At 72.0% G+C, this 16,073-nt stretch carries 14 protein-coding genes; 12 read left to right on the forward strand and 2 right to left on the reverse strand.

Features of this window, described 5'->3' with window-relative positions; translation table 11 throughout:
• The first annotated feature begins 265 nt into the window (after nucleotides 1–265).
• The 3 genes from G5C65_RS14990 to G5C65_RS15000 all read left to right on the forward strand — a co-directional run bounded on the left by G5C65_RS14990 (nucleotide 266) and on the right by G5C65_RS15000 (nucleotide 4,350).
• Nucleotides 266–1,606: a PhoH family protein gene (locus G5C65_RS14990; protein ID WP_165299317.1), complete on the forward strand. Its 1,341-nt coding sequence runs from the start codon at nucleotides 266–268 to the stop codon at nucleotides 1,604–1,606.
• Between the two features lie 400 nt (nucleotides 1,607–2,006).
• Nucleotides 2,007–2,804 (forward strand): aggregation-promoting factor C-terminal-like domain-containing protein, encoded by a 798-nt coding sequence (locus G5C65_RS14995; protein WP_206441817.1) that lies wholly within the window; start codon nucleotides 2,007–2,009, stop codon nucleotides 2,802–2,804.
• 172 nt (nucleotides 2,805–2,976) lie between these two features.
• Nucleotides 2,977–4,350 (forward strand): AI-2E family transporter, encoded by a 1,374-nt coding sequence (locus tag G5C65_RS15000; protein ID WP_165299319.1) that lies wholly within the window; start codon nucleotides 2,977–2,979, stop codon nucleotides 4,348–4,350.
• Nucleotides 4,351–4,558: 208 nt separating this feature from the next.
• On the opposite strand, the gene G5C65_RS15005 is transcribed toward G5C65_RS15000, so the two are convergent.
• Entirely contained in the window at nucleotides 4,559–6,310 is a 1,752-nt protein-coding gene (locus G5C65_RS15005) for an alpha/beta hydrolase (RefSeq protein ID WP_165299320.1), read from the reverse strand.
• A gap of 220 nt (nucleotides 6,311–6,530) precedes the next feature.
• Here G5C65_RS15005 and G5C65_RS15010 point away from each other — a divergent pair, with 220 nt between their 5' ends.
• The 6 genes from G5C65_RS15010 (at nucleotide 6,531) to G5C65_RS15035 (ending at nucleotide 12,891) form a co-directional block, all read left to right on the forward strand.
• Complete coding sequence (locus tag G5C65_RS15010) at nucleotides 6,531–7,979, forward strand: catalase (RefSeq protein WP_165299321.1); 1,449 nt, start codon at nucleotides 6,531–6,533, stop codon at nucleotides 7,977–7,979.
• Between the two features lie 69 nt (nucleotides 7,980–8,048).
• Nucleotides 8,049–8,573, forward strand: coding sequence for a PadR family transcriptional regulator (locus G5C65_RS15015; protein WP_165299322.1), 525 nt, complete (start codon nucleotides 8,049–8,051; stop codon nucleotides 8,571–8,573).
• Nucleotides 8,570–9,253: an ABC transporter ATP-binding protein gene (locus tag G5C65_RS15020; protein ID WP_165299323.1), complete on the forward strand. Its 684-nt coding sequence runs from the start codon at nucleotides 8,570–8,572 to the stop codon at nucleotides 9,251–9,253. The genes G5C65_RS15015 and G5C65_RS15020 overlap by 4 nt, the downstream gene beginning before the upstream one ends.
• Before the next feature lie 59 nt (nucleotides 9,254–9,312).
• Nucleotides 9,313–11,646, forward strand: coding sequence for an ABC transporter permease (locus G5C65_RS15025; protein WP_165299327.1), 2,334 nt, complete (start codon nucleotides 9,313–9,315; stop codon nucleotides 11,644–11,646).
• 82 nt (nucleotides 11,647–11,728) lie between these two features.
• Nucleotides 11,729–12,658 carry an SPFH domain-containing protein gene (locus G5C65_RS15030; protein WP_165299324.1) on the forward strand — a complete coding sequence of 310 codons (930 nt, stop codon included), beginning with the start codon at nucleotides 11,729–11,731 and terminating at the stop codon, nucleotides 12,656–12,658.
• Nucleotides 12,643–12,891, forward strand: a complete 249-nt coding sequence (locus G5C65_RS15035) for a type II toxin-antitoxin system antitoxin (RefSeq protein ID WP_165299328.1) — start codon at nucleotides 12,643–12,645, stop codon at nucleotides 12,889–12,891. The genes G5C65_RS15030 and G5C65_RS15035 overlap by 16 nt, the downstream gene beginning before the upstream one ends.
• 63 nt (nucleotides 12,892–12,954) lie before the next feature.
• On the opposite strand, the gene G5C65_RS15040 is transcribed toward G5C65_RS15035, so the two are convergent.
• A complete protein-coding gene (locus tag G5C65_RS15040; protein ID WP_165299329.1) occupies nucleotides 12,955–13,929 on the reverse strand; it encodes a LysR substrate-binding domain-containing protein in 975 nt (324 codons plus the stop codon).
• Nucleotides 13,930–14,067: 138 nt separating this feature from the next.
• On the opposite strand from G5C65_RS15040, the gene G5C65_RS15045 reads away from it, so the two are divergent.
• The 3 genes from G5C65_RS15045 to G5C65_RS15055 form a co-directional block, all read left to right on the forward strand.
• On the forward strand, nucleotides 14,068–14,622 hold the full coding sequence (locus tag G5C65_RS15045; protein WP_165299325.1) for a peroxiredoxin: 555 nt from the start codon (nucleotides 14,068–14,070) through the stop codon (nucleotides 14,620–14,622).
• A 6-nt stretch (nucleotides 14,623–14,628) separates the two neighbouring features.
• Entirely contained in the window at nucleotides 14,629–15,162 is a 534-nt protein-coding gene (locus tag G5C65_RS15050) for an alkyl hydroperoxide reductase (RefSeq protein WP_165299326.1), read from the forward strand.
• Nucleotides 15,163–15,353: 191 nt separating this feature from the next.
• A partial coding sequence (locus G5C65_RS15055) for a GntP family permease (protein ID WP_338146404.1) occupies nucleotides 15,354–16,073 on the forward strand: 720 nt, incomplete at its 3' end.

The raw sequence follows: 16,073 nt of genomic DNA on the forward strand, positions 1-16,073 counted from the left end.
GGGGGCGGTCGGGGCGGGAAACCCCGTTGCATGTCGCGCCCATCCCGGGGGAATATCCCATCTGACCCGTCCCGATGAGGGGCTGGTCACCGGGAGGCCCGTTTGCAGACCACGGACAGCCGCCCGGACCGGGCGGCGGTCAGCCCCCGGCCCGGCCGGAGGACGCGGAGGGCCGGTTCCCGGCCCGGCACGCGCGGGCCAGGTCCGGTCTCTTCCCCCGCGACGCCGTCGCTCCCCGACCTCATCCGAGGGGGTACGTCCCACCGTGGTGACCAGCAAGAAGCGCAGCGAGTCCGACCGGCGCACGTATGTGATCGACACCAGCGTGCTGCTCGCCGATCCGGCGGCCATGGACCGGTTCGATGAGCACGAGGTCGTGCTCCCCCTGGTCGTGATCACCGAGTTGGAGGCCAAGCGCCACCACCCGGAGCTCGGCTACTTCGCCCGGCAGGCCCTCCGCAGGCTGGACGAGTACCGCATCCGGCACGGCCGGCTCGACGCGCCCATCCCACTCAGCGACCTGGGCGGCACCCTCCGGGTGGAGCTGAACAACACGGACGCCACCGCGCTGCCCGCGGCCCTCCTGAACTGGCACGGCCGGCTGGAGGACAACGACTCGCGGATCCTCGCCGTCGCCAGAAACCTCCAGGCCGAGGGGTTCGACGTCACCGTCGTCTCCAAGGACCTGCCGCTGCGCATCAAGGCGTCCTCGGTCGGCCTGCACGCCGAGGAGTACCGCGCCGAGCTGGCCATCACCGAGTCCGGCTGGACCGGCATGGCCGAACTCACCCTCCCCGGCGAGGACGTGGACGAGCTGTTCGCGGCCGAGAGCGTGGCCCTCCCTCACGACGCGCCCGAACTGCCCGTGCACACCGGGCTGGTGCTCCAGTCGGAGCGGGGGAAGGCGCTCGGCCGGGTCACCCCGGACGGCCGGATCAGGCTGGTGCGCGGCGACCGCGAGGCGTTCGGCATCAAGGGCCGCAGCGCCGAGCAGCGGATCGCGCTGGACCTGCTGCTGGACCCGGACGTCGGCATCCTCTCGATGGGCGGCCGGGCCGGTACGGGCAAGAGCGCGCTGGCGCTGTGCGCGGGCCTGGAGGCGGTGCTGGAGCGCCGTCAGCACCAGAAGGTGATGGTCTTCCGCCCGCTGTACGCGGTGGGCGGGCAGGACCTGGGCTATCTGCCGGGCACCGAGGCCGAGAAGATGAACCCCTGGGCGCAGGCGGTGTTCGACACGCTGTCCGCCGTCACCAGCCGGGAGGTCGTCGAGGAGGTCGTCGCGCGCGGCATGCTGGAGGTGCTGCCGCTCACCCACATCCGGGGCCGGTCGCTGCACGACGCGTTCGTCATCGTGGACGAGGCGCAGTCGCTGGAGCGGAACGTGCTGCTGACCGTGCTCTCCCGGGTCGGCACCGGCTCCCGCGTCGTCCTCACCCACGATGTGGCGCAGCGCGACAACCTGCGCGTGGGGCGGTACGACGGAGTGGTGGCCGTCGTCGAGCGGTTGAAGGGGCACCCGCTCTTCTCGCACATCACGCTGACCCGCTCCGAGCGTTCGCCGATCGCCGCGCTGGTGACCGAAATGCTCGAAGAAGGCCGGGTATAACGGATATCCCGGGTGTGCTGCGTCCGCGGCGGTGGCGCTGTGAGCCGGTGGCGGGCGCAGCACTCTAGTGGTGCGCCGCCCGGTTACGCTCCCGTTTCCTGCAATCCTCAGCCGCAAACGCCGTGTGAGCTATCCCACGCAACGCAGAATTGCCTCGGTGCGTCCGCGTCCGGCAGGGTGTGGATCCGTCAGGCCCCGCATACGGCACACCAGCACCCCCAAGGGTGCGCAGCACCACCGCAGTACAGAACTGAACAGCAGCACCGCCGTATGCCGCCCGAATCACCACGCGGGTGCTCCCTCCCCGGGAGACCCAGCCGGGCCCGCGTCTCCCGTGGCCATGTACGAGGGAGGCCAGCGCCAGGGGCAAGAACGCGCCCGCGAGGTCACCCCAGCGGGCATGTTGGAAGGAAACCGTGTGACTGCTCGGATCTCGGTCCGGGGATTCGCCGTGGCGTCCGCCACCGCGGTCACCACCGTCGGCGCCGTCGTCGGTGTGGCCTCGGGCAGCGACCAGGGCTCGTCGTCCGGCGACGTCGAAGCCACCGCCGCTGAGGCGACGCTCCTCGCAGACATACCAGCGGGCCAGCAGGCTCAGGCGCAGACCGCCTCCCTCACCCAGCAGGCGGACAGCGCGTCCCAGGCTGAGGACGCCAAGGCCAAGAAGTCCGCTGAGGAGGCCGCGCGCAAGGCCGCAGCCAAGGAGGCGGCCGAGAAGAAGGCCAAGGCCGAGAAGGACAAGGCGGAGAAGAAGGCGAAGGCCGAAGCCAAGAAGAAGGCGGAGGCCGAAGCCAAGAAGCGCGAGAAGCTGGAGACGCAGTCCGCCAGCCGCTCGTCGGACCGCGGCAGTCCCAGCTCCGACTCCAGCGGCGGCGGCAGCGCCGACTTCTCGCAGAAGGGGTCGTACTCCACCGCCGAAATCCAGTCGATGGCCCGGCAGATCGTCGGCGGCGGCCAGTACCAGTGCTTCTCGAACATCGTGGAGCGCGAGTCCGGCTGGAACTACAAGGCCACCAACCCCTCCTCCGGCGCCTACGGCCTGATGCAGGCACTGCCCGGCACCAAGATGGCCTCGGCCGGTGCCGACTGGCGGACCAACCCGGCCACCCAGCTCAAGTGGGGCCTCGGCTATATGAACGAGCGCTACGGCAGCCCGTGTGAAGCCTGGAGCTTCTGGCAGGCCAACAACCACTACTGAGCCGTCCGCTCAGTCATCCACTGAGTCATCGCGTACTCGCTTCCGCGCACGCCCCCCGGACCGGACACGGCTCCGGGGGGCGTCGCCGTGCGGAAGCAACCCTCGGCCCGGGTAACGTCGTCCCTCACACGCGTACGCCGATCAGATCAGTGAGGGGGGCGGAGGAAGCGGGATGAGCAGACGGGATTGGCTCAGGGCGTCCGTACGGCGCTGGGCCACGCGGGCCGCCGAGCGGCGCGAGGAGGCCGAGGCCGAGGCCGAAGCGGCCAGCGACGCGGACCGCGCCGCCGGGGCGAACGCCGCCGACGCCGCAGCCGCTGACGCCGCGGCGGCCGGGGCCGCCGAAGAGCCGGGCGGCCGCGGACTGGTTCCGCCCCCGCCCCGGTACGCCCCCGCTGTCGCGGCGCGGCCGGAGCCCGCCCTCGCGGTGCCCTGGGGGGTGCGGGTCGCGGCCGAGGCCGGCTGGCGGCTGCTGGTGCTGGCCGCGGTCATCTATGTGCTGATGAAGGTGGTCGCCGCCATAAGCCTCCTGGTCATGGCCTTCTCAGCGGGGCTGCTGATCACGGCGCTGCTCCAGCCGGCGGTGGCGCGGCTGCGCCGCGCGGGGCTGAGCCAGGGCCTGGCGACGGCGGTCACCTTCATCGGCGGCTTCGTGGTGATGGGCCTGGTCGGCTGGTTCGTGGTCTGGCAGGTGATGGAGAACCTCGACACCCTGACCACCAAGGTGCAGGACGGCATCGAGGAGCTGAAGAGCTGGGCCGTCGACGGCCCCATCCATGTCTCCGAGGACCAGCTCGACGACCTGACCAAGAACATCAACAGCTGGATCGGTGACAACAGCAAGGAGATCACCTCGGCGGGGATCGAGGGCGTCACCGTCATCCTGGAGTTCCTCTCCGGCGCGCTGCTCGCGATGTTCGTGACGCTGTTCCTGCTGTACGACGGGAAGCGGATCTGGCGCTGGGCGCTGAAGTTCGTGCCCGCCGCAGCCCGCGAGGGCGTGGCCGGCGCGGGCCCGCGCGCCTGGAAGACGCTGACCGGCTATGTGCGCGGCACCGTGATAGTGGCCCTGATCGACGCCGTCTTCATCGGTATCGGGCTCTACTTCCTGGACGTCCCGATGGCGGTGCCGCTGGCCGTCTTCATCTTCCTCTTCGCGTTCATCCCCATCGTGGGTGCGGTGATCTCCGGTGCGCTGGCCGTGCTGGTCGCGCTGGTCACCGACGGCGTGTTCACCGCGCTGCTGGCGCTGGCGGTGGTGCTGGCGGTGCAGCAGATCGAGAGCCACATCCTGCAGCCGTTCATCCTCGGCCGGCTGGTGCGGGTGCACCCGCTGGCGGTGGTGCTCGCGGTGACCGGCGGCGGGCTGATCGCCGGGATCCCCGGCGCGATCGTCTCGGTCCCGCTGGTGGCGGTGACGAACACGGTCGTGGGCTATCTGCGGGGCTATGTGCAGGAGCAGGCCGCCCTCGCGGCGGAGGCGGAGGCGGAGGCGGCGCAGCCGCCGGAACCCGCCGACACCCCCGTCCCGAAGCCGGAGGGCTAGCGCTTTCGGGGGCGGGGGCGGCGCCATCGTTTGCGGACACGCGTGATGTGCCCCGTCAGGGGCGCGGGGAACTGCGCGGCCAGCCCACCACGCACCCGCAGTCTGCCGCGTACGGATCGGGGCAGCTCCTTCCCAGCCCGCCGCGGGGGCGGCAAGCGCGGCCCCCGCGCCGGGAACCGGAATCGAGGGGGCTGCCGGGGCGGGCCCCTCAGTACGGGGCCTCTCGCTGGGCCATGTGGCGGCGCAGGCGGGACGTGTCCTTCGCCGTCCAGCCCTCGGGACGCGCCACCGCGAGCCAGCCGTCCACCGACCCGTTCCCGTACCGGTGCCCGTGCGGCGCGTCCACCCCGTAGGACATCGCCATGTCCACGGACGTCTGCCAGAAGGTGACCAGCGGGAACCAGTCCACCCCGTCCGTGATGTCCGGGCCCAGCGGTTTGCGGAGCCACTCCGGCCGGTGCAGGGCCAGGTCCCACGACCACCACACGATCGCGTCGGACGCGTTCTGCAGATAGGCCACCCGGGGGTGCTTCCAGGTCGTCGCCCACGGGCCGGGCCGGGAGAAGTCCTTCTCCGGCCACTGCGCGAACCGGAAGTTCCGGCCCTGCCGGTAGAGGGGCCGCCACACGGGGCTGCCCGCGTCGCGCCGGTCGGTGAGCTCCTTGCGGATGGGGGAGAAGTTCGGCGTTCCGGCCAGCAGCGCGCCGTCGACCTTGGCCAGCATGTCGTCGGGCCCGTCGAACGCCGACTCGATGCCGTACGCGCCGAGGCTCTCGCCGAAGACCAGCAGCCGGGGCCGGTGCTGCGGCGGCTCCTGCAGCCAGCGCTCCCGCACGGCGTGCACCAGGGCCCGCGTCGCCCGCCCGGCCTGCTCCTTGTCGACGAGGAACGAGGCCCAGCTCGGCAGGTACGAGTACTGCATGGCCACGATCGCGGTGTCGCCGCCCCACAGATACTCCAGCGGCTCGGCGTCCGTGGAGTTGACCCAGCCGCGCCCCGTCGTCCCGGCGACGGCCAGCACGCTGCGCCGGAACGCGCCGGTCCGCTCCAGTTCGCGCACCGCCAGCCTGGCGCCCGCGGCGTAGCTGTCGGCGGACTCGCGGCCGACGTAGACCCGGACGGGCTGCTGGGCCGGGCGGCGGGTGACGGAGCTGATCTGCCGCGCCGTGAGCGAGGAGCCGGTGAAGTTGCGGCCCTCGAACCCCAGCTCGTCCCAGCGGATCAGGGAGTGCGGGCTGCCCGAGACCTGGCGGGAGCCGGGCTGTGTGATGCCGTCCTTGGTGCCCTGGTCCGTGATCTCCGCGAAGTGCGCGGCGACGTCGATGACCCCGCGCTCGAAGACCACGTCGCGGGTGCCGAAGGCCACCAGGGTGCCGCTGATCGCCAGCCCGGCGGCGATGGCGACCGGCCGCGGCACATACCGCCCCAGCACCCGGATCAGCCTCCGGGTGCCGAGCCGTACGCACCGGGCGAGGCCGACCAGGACCCCGCAGATCCCCATGGCCATCAGCGTGATCACCAGCGAGTGCCAGGTCAGCGTCTCCGGCAGCCCCTGGAGGCGGCGCAGCGCCCGCTGCGCGTCCGCGCTCCAGGACAGCGCGGCGATCGTCAGCACGACGCTGAGCGCGTAGGACGCCAGCCAGGCGCGGGCCCGCAGCCGATGCGGAGCCCTCCATGGCTTCCGCAGCGCCCACCGGAGCGCCAGCCGCACCAGCCACCAGGCCAGCGAGCCGATCGCATAGCCGATCGCGGCGGTGATGCCGCCGATCACGCCCTGCAGCACCCAGGGCCGCGGCACCAGCGACGGCGTCAGCGAGAGCCAGAAGAACAGCGCGGCTCCCCACATCCCGGCCAGTCCGGGCCAGCGCCGTACGACCCAGGAAGGGTGCGGCGCCTTTGGATACGGGTGCTGCACGAACCGCCTGGCCATCCGACGCACCGCGCCGACTATGTCCCCCATTGCTCACTTTCCTGTCGTTCATCCGGTTCAGCCGTGTATCGGCTGCCTGCTGCGCGGACGCAGGCAGGGGCCGACACGGTTGATCGGGGCGTCGGCGCACGGTGTACGTAGTTTAGGGCTGGACGCCGTCCACCCAGTTGCCGACATGGCGTCGGAGCGTTTTGCTGGGGGGAGCGATTCCGGATCCCGTAGCCCACCCTCGTTCACGGGAGGACGCTCCATGACGGACCACACCACCACCAACGCCGGGATTCCGGTGGAGAGCGACGAGCACTCGCTGACCGTCGGGGCCGACGGTCCGATCCTGCTGCAGGATCACTATCTGATCGAGAAGATGGCCCAGTTCAACCGCGAGCGGGTGCCCGAGCGCGTGGTGCATGCCAAGGGCAGCGGCGCGTACGGCTTCTTCGAGGTCACGAACGACGTCAGCCAGTTCACCAAGGCCGGCCTCTTCCAGCCGGGGAAGCGGACGGAGATGCTGGCCCGGTTCTCCACCGTCGCCGGCGAGCAGGGCAGCCCGGACACCTGGCGCGACCCGCGGGGGTTCGCGCTGAAGTTCTACACCGAGCAGGGCAACTACGACATGGTCGGGAACAACACCCCGGTCTTCTTCGTCCGCGACACCATCAAGTTCCAGGACTTCATCCGCAGCCAGAAGCGCCGGATCGGCAGCGCGCTGCGCGACAACGACATGCAGTGGGACTTCTGGACCCTCTCGCCCGAGTCCGCGCACCAGGTCACCTGGCTGATGGGGGACCGCGGCGTCCCCAGCTCGTACCGCCATATGAACGGCTACAGCTCGCACACCTATATGTGGATCAACGCGGGCGGCGAGAAGTTCTGGGTGAAGTACCACTTCAAGACCGACCAGGGCATCGGCTTCCTCACCCAGGAGGAGGCCGACACGATGGCGGGCGAGGACGCGGACGCCCACCGGCGCGATCTGTGGCAGGCCATCGAGCGCGGCGCGTACCCGTCCTGGACGCTGTATGTGCAGGTCATGCCGTTCGACGAGGCGCCCGACTACCGCTTCAACCCCTTCGACCTCACCAAGGTGTGGCCGCACGGCGACTACCCCGAGATCGAGGTGGGGCGGATGACGCTCGACCGGAACCCCGAGGATTTCTTCATCCACATCGAGCAGGCCGCGTTCGAGCCCTCCAGCCTGGTGCCGGGGGTCGGCCCGTCGCCGGACAAGATGCTGCTGGGGCGGCTCTTCTCGTACCCCGACACACACCGCTACCGCATCGGGCCGAACTATGCGCAGCTCCCGCCCAACCGGGTGCGCGCGGCGCGGGTCAACTCGTACGCCAAGGACGGGCCGATGCGCTACGAGACGCCGGACGTGGCCCGGCCGTACGCGCCCAACTCCTACGGCGGCCCGGCCGCCGACCCCACCGCCTTCCCGCCCGTGGGCTGGTCGGTGGACGAGGGCGAGATGGTGCGCAACGCCTACACGCTGCACCGCGACGACGACGACTGGGGCCAGGCGGGCACCCTGGTGCGGCAGGTCATGGACGACGCGGCGCGGGACCGGCTGGTCGGCAACATCTCCGGGCATCTGCTGAACGGGGTGAGCGAGCCGGTGCTGGAGCGGGCCCTGCAGTACTGGCGGAACGTCGACAAGACGCTGGGCGACCGCGTCGCCGCGCGGGTCCACGGCACCTGACGGCTCCGCACGGGGTGTATACGCGAGGGCTATACACGAGGTTTATACACCCCGTGTATAGTCCTCGGTATGTCCATCAGCCATACCCTGCTCGGCCTGCTGGAGACCGGTCCCCGGCACGGCTATGACCTCAAGCAGACCTTCGACCAGAAGTTCGGCCACGACCGTCCGCTGCACTACGGGCAGGTCTACTCGACGATGTCCCGGCTCCTGAAGAACGGCCTCGTGGAGGTCGAGGGGATAGAGCCCGGCGGCGGACCCGAGCGCAAGCGGTACGCCATCACCGACGCCGGGATCACCGATGTGGCCCAGTGGCTCGCGCGCCCCGAGAAGCCCGAGCCGTATCTGCAGAACACCCTCTACACCAAGGTCGTGCTCGCGCTGCTCACCGGGCGGGACGCCGGCGAGCTGCTGGACACCCAGCGCTCCGAGCATCTGCGGCTGATGCGCGAGCTGACCCGCCGCAAGACCGAGGGCGACCTGGCCGACCAGCTCATCTGCGACCACGCGCTGTTCCATCTGGAGGCCGACCTGCGCTGGCTGGAGACGGCAGCGGCCCGGCTGGACCGGCTCGCCGAGGCGGTGCGCGCATGACCGCCGCCGCGCTGCTGACGGCCGAGGGGCTGCGCAAGTCCTACGGGGCGACGGCCGCGCTGGACGGCGCGGACTTCTCCATCGCCGCGGGCGAGATCGTCGCCGTGATGGGCCCCTCCGGCTCCGGGAAGTCCACCCTGCTGCACTGTCTGGCCGGGATCGTGCCGCCGGACGCGGGCACGGTGCGCTACCGCGGCCGGGAAGTGTCCGCGATGTCGGACGCGCAGCGCAGCGCGCTGCGCCGCGCCGACTTCGGGTTCGTCTTCCAGTTCGGGCAGCTGGTGCCGGAGCTGACCTGCCTGGAGAACGCCGCGCTGCCGGTGCGCCTGGCGGGAGCCTCCCGCAAGGAGGCGGAGGGCCGGGCCCGGGAGTGGCTGCGGCGGCTGGAGGTGGACGACGTGCGCCACCACCGGCCCGGCCAGGTCTCCGGCGGCCAGGGGCAGCGCGTCGCCATCGCCCGCGCGCTCGCCCCGTCCCCGCGCGTGGTCTTCGCGGACGAGCCGACCGGCGCGCTCGACTCGCTCAACGGCGAGCGCGTGCTGGAGCTGCTCACCGAGGCGGCCCGGGAGAGCCGGGCGGCCGTGGTGCTCGTCACCCACGAGGCCCGGGTCGCCGCCTACTCGGACCGCGAGGTCGTCGTACGCGACGGCCGGGCCCGGGACCTGGCGGGCGCCTCGTGACCGGACCCGCCTCGTACACACCGCCCACGGGGGCGCGGGCCTGGGCGCGGGATCTGGCCATGGGCGCCCGGTTCGCACTGGCCGGCGGACGGCAGGGGTGGATACGGACGGTGCTGACCGCCGTCGGCGTGGGTCTCGGCGTCGCCGTGCTGCTGCTGGCGGCCTCGGTGCCCCACGTGCTCCAGCAGCGGGACGCCCGGGGGGACGCCCGCAGCGGCGGCGTCTCGGAGGAGGAGGTCAAACGCAGCTCGACCTCCGTTCTGATGGGCAGCGCGTTCACCACCTTCCACGGCCGGGACATCGAGGGCCACACCCTCCAGGCGGAGGGGAAGCATCCGAAGCTCCCGCCCGGCGTCGAGGTGCTGCCGGGGCCCGGCGAGATGGTCGTCTCGCCCGCGCTCGGGAAGCTGCTGGACCAGGACGGCTCGCGGGAGCTGGCCCACCGGCTCGACGGCCGCGTCGTCGGCACCATCGGCGACGAGGGGCTGCTCGGTCCCGGCGAACTCGCCGTCTATCTGGGCAGCGACCAGCTGCGGCCCGGTGAGAACGCGCAGCGGTTCGACCGCTTCGGCGTCCCGTCCGACAAGGAACCGCTCGGCCCCGCGCTGCTGCTGATCGTGGTGGTGGCCTGCGTGGTGCTGGTCCTGCCGGTGGCGGTCTTCATCGGCACGGCGGTCCGCTTCGGGAGCGAGCGGCGCGACCAGCGGCTGGCCGCGCTGCGGCTGGTGGGCGCCGACGCCGCCATGACGCACCGGATGGTCGCGGGCGAGTCCCTGGTCGGCGCGGGGCTGGGACTGCTGCTGGGCGGCGGGTTCTTCCTGCTGGGCCGGTCCCTGGTCGGGCACATCAGGGTGTTCGACCTCAGCGTCTTCCCCTCCGACGTCACACCGGCCCCGCTGATCGCCGCCCTGATCGTCGTGGGCGTCCCGGTGCTCGCGGTCGGCGTCGCGCAGTCCGCGATGCGCGCGCTCGCGGTGGAGCCGCTGGGGGTGCTGCGGGAGGCCGTACCGCGCCCGCGCCGGCTGTGGTGGCGGCTGCTGCCGCCCGCATGCGGACTGCTGCTGCTGCTACCGCTCTCCGGGCGGCTCGCCGACGCCCCGCTCACCGGTCGGTTCGCGGTCAGCAAGACCCAGATCTCGGCGGGCGTTGTGCTGCTGCTGAGCGGGGTGGCGCTGCTGCTGCCCTGGCTCGTGGAGCGGCTCGTGGGACGGCTGCGCGGCGGCCTGCCCTCCTGGCAGCTGGCGGTGCGCCGGCTCCAGCTGAGCAGCGGCTCGGCCACCCGCGCCGTCAGCGGGATCACCATCGCGGTCGCCGGGGCCGTGGCCCTCCAGATGCTGTTCAGCGCGGCCGATCCCGCCGCCGCGGGGGAGCGGGGGGAGCGCGAGAAGCCCGCAGCCGAAGCGGAGTCGCACGGCTGGCGGGACGCGCAGCTGCGCGGGGCCCCCACGCAGCATCAGGTCGGGACGCTGGTGGACGCGCTCCGGAGGACCGAAGGCGTACGGGACGCGGTCGGCTTTCTGGAGGTGTCCCTGTCCCTCAAGAGCGACCCCGCGCAGATGGCCTCGGCCGCCGTCGCGGACTGCGCCACCCTGCGCAGGCTGGCCCGTATCGGCTCCTGCCGGGACGGGGACGTGTTCCTGCCGCCGCCGCAGGACGGGGACGAAGCCGACGAGGATGTCGTCACGCCGAAGCCCGGCACCCGCTTCACCCTCCGGGAGAGCGGCAAGGGCGCCCCGGAGTGGACGGTGCCCGCCTCGGCGCGCGAGGTCCGGGCCACGCCCCGCGCCGCGGCGGAGTCCTCCGCGGGAGTGCTGGCCACGCCCGGCGCGATCGACGCCGACGCGCTGGAACTGCCCTGGCTGAACGGCTGGGTGCGGATGGACAAGGGCCGTCCGGAGGTGACCGAGCGCGTCCGCTCGGCGGTGTTCCGGGTGGATCCGGGATTCTCGATCGCGGACCCGGCGGATCCGGAGGACGAGGTCCTCAGCAAGGCCGTGGACACCTACGACAGCGTGCGGCGCGGCATCTTCGCCGGGGCCACCGCGGTGCTGCTGCTGATCGGCGCCAGCATGATCGTCTCGATGCTGGAGCAGTTGCGCGAGCGCCGCCGCCAGCTCGCGGTGCTGGTCGCCTTCGGCACCCGCCGCGCCACGCTGGGCGCCTCGGTGCTGTGGCAGACCGCGGTGCCGGTGCTGCTGGGGCTGGGGCTGGCCGCGGTGTTCGGCTGGGGCCTGGGCTGGGTGCTGCTGCGGATCATCGGGGAGCCGATGGCGGGGTGGACGTCGTTCGTGCCCATCGCCGGGGTCGGCGCCGGGGTGATCGCGGTGGTGACGCTGGCCAGCCTCCCCGCGCTGTGGCGGCTGATGCGGCCGGACGGACTGCGGACGGAGTAGCGGATCGATGATAAAGTGCTAGCACTTTGCTAGATTCTGTGCACGGCGCCGGGGAACGGCGCCGACAGAGAGGGGGATCCGCATGTCCGCAGTGGACGACGTACCCGCGATGCCTTCGTCGCCGGTCCGGGAGGCGCCCGCGAACAGCGTCCCGGGCCTGCTGGCGCTGCTGCTCGGCCTGGTCGGGGTGACACTCGGCGCCGGAGCCGCCGTCGCCGGGGGCGGGCTCGCCGCGGGCGGCGACGTCGCACCCGGTGTGGTGCTGATCGTGGTCGGGGCGCTGGTGCTGATCGGCTCGGCCCTCGCGATGGCGGGGCTGAACATGGTGGCGCCGGGCGAGGCCCGCGTCGTCCAGCTGTTCGGCCGGTATACGGGGACGATCCGGACCGACGGCCTCCGCTGGGTCAACCCCCTCACCACCCGCACCAGGATCTCCACCCGCGTCCGCAACCACGAGACGGCCGTGCTCAAGGTCAACGACGCGTACGGCAACCCCATCGAGCTGGCCGCCGTGGTGGTCTGGCAGGTGGAGGACACCGCGCAGGCCACCTTCGCGGTGGACGACTACGCGGAGTTCGTCGCCACCCAGACCGAGGCGGCCGTCCGGCACATCGCCATCGAGTACCCCTACGACTCCCACGACGACGCCGGCCTCTCGCTGCGCGGCAACGCCGAGGAGATCACCGAGAAACTCGCCGCCGAGCTGACGGCCCGGGTGCGGGCCGCGGGCGTGGCGATCGTCGAGTCCCGCTTCACCCACCTCGCATACGCACCGGAGATCGCCTCCGCGATGCTGCAGCGGCAGCAGGCGGGCGCCGTGGTGGCGGCCCGGCGGCAGATCGTGGAGGGGGCGTGCGGGATGGTCGAGACGGCGCTCGCCCGGATCACCGCGCAGGACTTCGTCGACCTCGACGAGGAGCGGCGCGCGGCGATGGTGAGCAACCTGCTGGTGGTGCTGTGCGGCGACCGGTCGCCGCAGCCCGTGATGAACGCGGGATCGCTGTACCAGTGACGCAGGGGGAGTCGGAGCCGCCGGCGCCGTCGGGGCGGCAGCAGCGCAAGCAGGTGCTGCTCCGGCTCGACCCGGCGATGCACGAGGCGTTGGCGCGCTGGGCGGCGGACGAACTGCGCTCCACGAACGCGCAGATCGACTATCTGCTGCGCAGGGCGCTGCGGGAGGCCGGGCGCCTCCCGAAGGAGGCCAAGCCGCCCCCCAGGCGGGGCCGCCCCCCGAACGAGCCGTGACGCTTTCCGGGGTGTGAGGGGCATGAGGGGGCGTGAGGGGGCATGAGGGGCGCCCCCGAGAATTCAGCCCTGATCCGTGATGCGCACCGGAAGCCTCCGCAGGGTGCCCCGCAGCGCGTGGGCGAAGGCGCGGAACTCCCCCTCCCGCGCCGAGCCGGCCCGCAGGGCGAGGCCCACCCTGCGCGAGGGCGCCGGATCGGCGAAGTACGCCGTACGCAGCGCCGCGTTGCGCCCTGTCTCCACCCGCACCGCGGTCCGGGGGAGGAGGGTGACGCCCATGCCGCCGGCCACCAGCTGCACCAGTGTCGAGAGCCCGGCCGCGCTCGTCGAGACCGGCACCCCCTCCTCGCGTCCCACCTCGCGGCAGATGTCGAGGGCCGCCTCGCGCAGGCAGTGCCCCTCGTCCAGCAGCAGCAGGTCGAGCTCGCGGAGGGCGGCGCGGGGCAGGTCGCGGCGCCCGGCGTACGGGTGGCCGCCCGGGGCGACCAGCACGAAGTCCTCGTCGAACAGCGGCACCTCGCGCACCCCTGCGGCCCCGAGGGGCATCGCGAGCAGCAGCAGGTCGAGCCGCCCCTCGGTGAGCCCCTCCCGCAGCGACGCGGTCTGCTCCTCGTGGACCTGGAGGTCCAGATCCGGGTACCGCTCGGCGACGAGCCCCAGCACGGCCGGCAGCAGATACGGCGCCACGGTCGGGATCACCCCGAGCCGCAGGACGCCGGTGAACGGGGCCCGCGCGGCCTCCGCCTCCTCCATCAGCTCCCCGACGGACTGCAGCACGGCCCGCGCGCGGACGGCCATGCGCTCACCCGCCGGGGAGAGGAGTACCTTTCGGGTGGTTCTCTCCAGCAGCCGCACCCCCAGCGCCTCCTCCAGCGCGGAGACGGCGCCGGACAGCGCGGGCTGGCTCATGCCGATCGCGCTCGCGGCCTCGCGGAAGTGCAGATGCTCGGCCACCGCGGCGAACGCCCGAAGCTGCGGCAGACTGGGCTGCCGCCCGCGGGCGAGCGCGGGCGGCGCGGGGGAGGAGGGGGACGGCACGGGCACTGATAACTACCTCCGATCAACCCCACCCACCCTAGCTATTTCTGTGATCAATGCGAGCTGTGGCAAGGTAGGGGCGTCCAACCCATAGGAATGTCCTGCATTGCGGGCATTCCGCCCTGCAAGGAGTGCGCGTTGCTCACTGTCGGTGACAAGTTCCCCGAGTTCGATCTGACCGCCTGCGTCTCGCTGGAGAAGGGCAAGGAGTTCGAGCAGATCAACCACAAGACCTACGAGGGCAAGTGGAAGATCGTCTTCGCCTGGCCGAAGGACTTCACCTTCGTCTGCCCGACCGAGATCGCCGCCTTCGGCAAGCTGAACGACGAGTTCGCCGACCGTGACGCGCAGGTCCTCGGCTTCTCCGGCGACAGCGAGTTCGTGCACCACGCCTGGCGCAAGGACCACCCGGACCTGACCGACCTGCCGTTCCCGATGATGGCCGATTCCAAGCACGAGCTGATGCGCGCCCTGGGCATCGAGGGCGAGGACGGCTTCGCGCAGCGCGCCGTCTTCGTCGTGGACCAGAACAACGAGATCCAGTTCACGATGGTGACCGCGGGCTCCGTCGGCCGTAACCCGAAGGAGGTCCTGCGGGTCCTCGACGCGCTGCAGACCGACGAGCTGTGCCCGTGCAACTGGAGCAAGGGCGACGAGACCCTGGACCCGGTCGCGCTGCTGGCCGGTGAGTGAGCGGTCATGGCACTCGACGACCTGAAGCAGGTCCTTCCGGACTACGCGAAGGACCTCAAGCTCAACCTCGGCTCCGTGATAGGCAACTCGGAGCTTCCGCAGCAGCAGCTCTGGGGCACCGTGCTGTCCTGCGCCATCGCGTCCCGCTCGGGCATCGTGCTGCGCGCGCTGGAGCCGGAGGCCCGCGGGAACCTCAGCGATGAGGCGTACACGGCCGCGAAGTCGGCCGCCGCCGTCATGGCGATGAACAACGTCTTCTACCGCACCCGGCACCTGCTGTCGGACCCGGAGTACGGCACGCTGCGCGCCGGGCTGCGGATGAACGTCATCGGCAACCCCGGTGTCGACAAGGCGGACTTCGAGCTGTGGTCGCTCGCCGTCTCCGCGATCAACGGCTGCGGCATGTGCCTGGACTCGCACGAGCAGGTGCTGCGGAAGGCCGGGGTCGACCGGGAGACCATCCAGGAAGCCTTCAAGATCGCGTCGGTCATCCAGGCCGTCGGCACCACTCTGGAGGCGGAGGCCCAGCTCCAGGGCTGAGCTCCACCGGGCGGCAGGGGCCCGTATCCGGCGCACGGCGCCGGATACGGGCCCCTGTGCTGTCGGCGCGGCCGCCGGGCTGGGCACGCTCCCTATAGTTGCGCGAACTGCGCGAGATTCTCGGTGACAGATGCTTGTTCTGAGCAGGTACGGCCCGCATGATGGGCGGCATCGCACGGAGGAGGATCAGCGTGGATCTTCAGCTACTGGCCGCACTCATACTCGGCATCGCCACCATCGTCGTGATCGTGCTGCGCACCCGGCTCGACGCGTTTGTCGCACTGCTGGTCGCCGCGCTGGTCACGGGCTTCGTCGCCGGGGAGCCCGCCACCGAGGTGCTGGACGCGATCACCGCGGGCTTCGGCGACACCCTCGGCTCGATCGGCATCGTCATCGGCCTCGGCGTCGGACTGGGGAAGATCCTCGAAGTGTCCGGCGCGGCGGACGCGCTGGCCAGGGCGTTCGTCCGGGCCCTGGGCAAGGGCCGGGAGCCCTGGGCGCTGGGCGGCACGGGAGCCGTCGTCTCGATCCCGGTCTTCTGCGACTCCGCGTTCGTCATCATGAACCCGCTGGCCCGTTCCATCGCCCGCCGCAAGCGCACCGGCTATGTCACCCTCGCGCTGGCCCTCGGCTGCGGGATGACCCTCACCCACCACCTCGTACCGCCCACCCCGGGCCCACTCGGCGTCGCGGGCATCCTCGGCGCCGACCTCGGCGGCCTGGTGCTCGCCGGGCTGGTGTTCGCGCTGGCGCTGCTCCCGGTCGTCGTCGCGTACGCGCGCTGGATCGGGCCCAAGCTGGAGGACGAGCTGCTGCCCGAGGTCCGCGAGGCGGTGTACGGCGGTGCTGGTGCCGGTGCCGGGCCCGTGGACAAGCCCGGCCCCGAGTCCGAGTCCGGCCCCGAGCCCGAG

The sequence above is a fragment of the Streptomyces boncukensis genome (genome assembly GCF_011045075.1).
In the GTDB taxonomy this organism is placed as follows: domain Bacteria; phylum Actinomycetota; class Actinomycetes; order Streptomycetales; family Streptomycetaceae; genus Streptomyces; species Streptomyces boncukensis.

What these genes read in the sequence shown, in the direction of transcription:
- G5C65_RS15025 (WP_165299327.1), top strand. Translation starts at nt 9,313, where the DNA reads ATGGGCGCCCGGTTCGCACTGGCCGGCGGACGGCAGGGGTGGATACGG.
- G5C65_RS14995 (WP_206441817.1), top strand. Translation starts at nt 2,007, where the DNA reads ATGTTGGAAGGAAACCGTGTGACTGCTCGGATCTCGGTCCGGGGATTC.
- G5C65_RS15020 (WP_165299323.1), top strand. Translation starts at nt 8,570, where the DNA reads ATGACCGCCGCCGCGCTGCTGACGGCCGAGGGGCTGCGCAAGTCCTAC.
- G5C65_RS15030 (WP_165299324.1), top strand. Translation starts at nt 11,729, where the DNA reads ATGTCCGCAGTGGACGACGTACCCGCGATGCCTTCGTCGCCGGTCCGG.
- G5C65_RS15005 (WP_165299320.1), bottom strand. Translation starts at nt 6,310, where the DNA reads ATGGGGGACATAGTCGGCGCGGTGCGTCGGATGGCCAGGCGGTTCGTG.
- G5C65_RS15015 (WP_165299322.1), top strand. Translation starts at nt 8,049, where the DNA reads ATGTCCATCAGCCATACCCTGCTCGGCCTGCTGGAGACCGGTCCCCGG.
- G5C65_RS15000 (WP_165299319.1), top strand. Translation starts at nt 2,977, where the DNA reads ATGAGCAGACGGGATTGGCTCAGGGCGTCCGTACGGCGCTGGGCCACG.
- G5C65_RS15010 (WP_165299321.1), top strand. Translation starts at nt 6,531, where the DNA reads ATGACGGACCACACCACCACCAACGCCGGGATTCCGGTGGAGAGCGAC.
- G5C65_RS15050 (WP_165299326.1), top strand. Translation starts at nt 14,629, where the DNA reads ATGGCACTCGACGACCTGAAGCAGGTCCTTCCGGACTACGCGAAGGAC.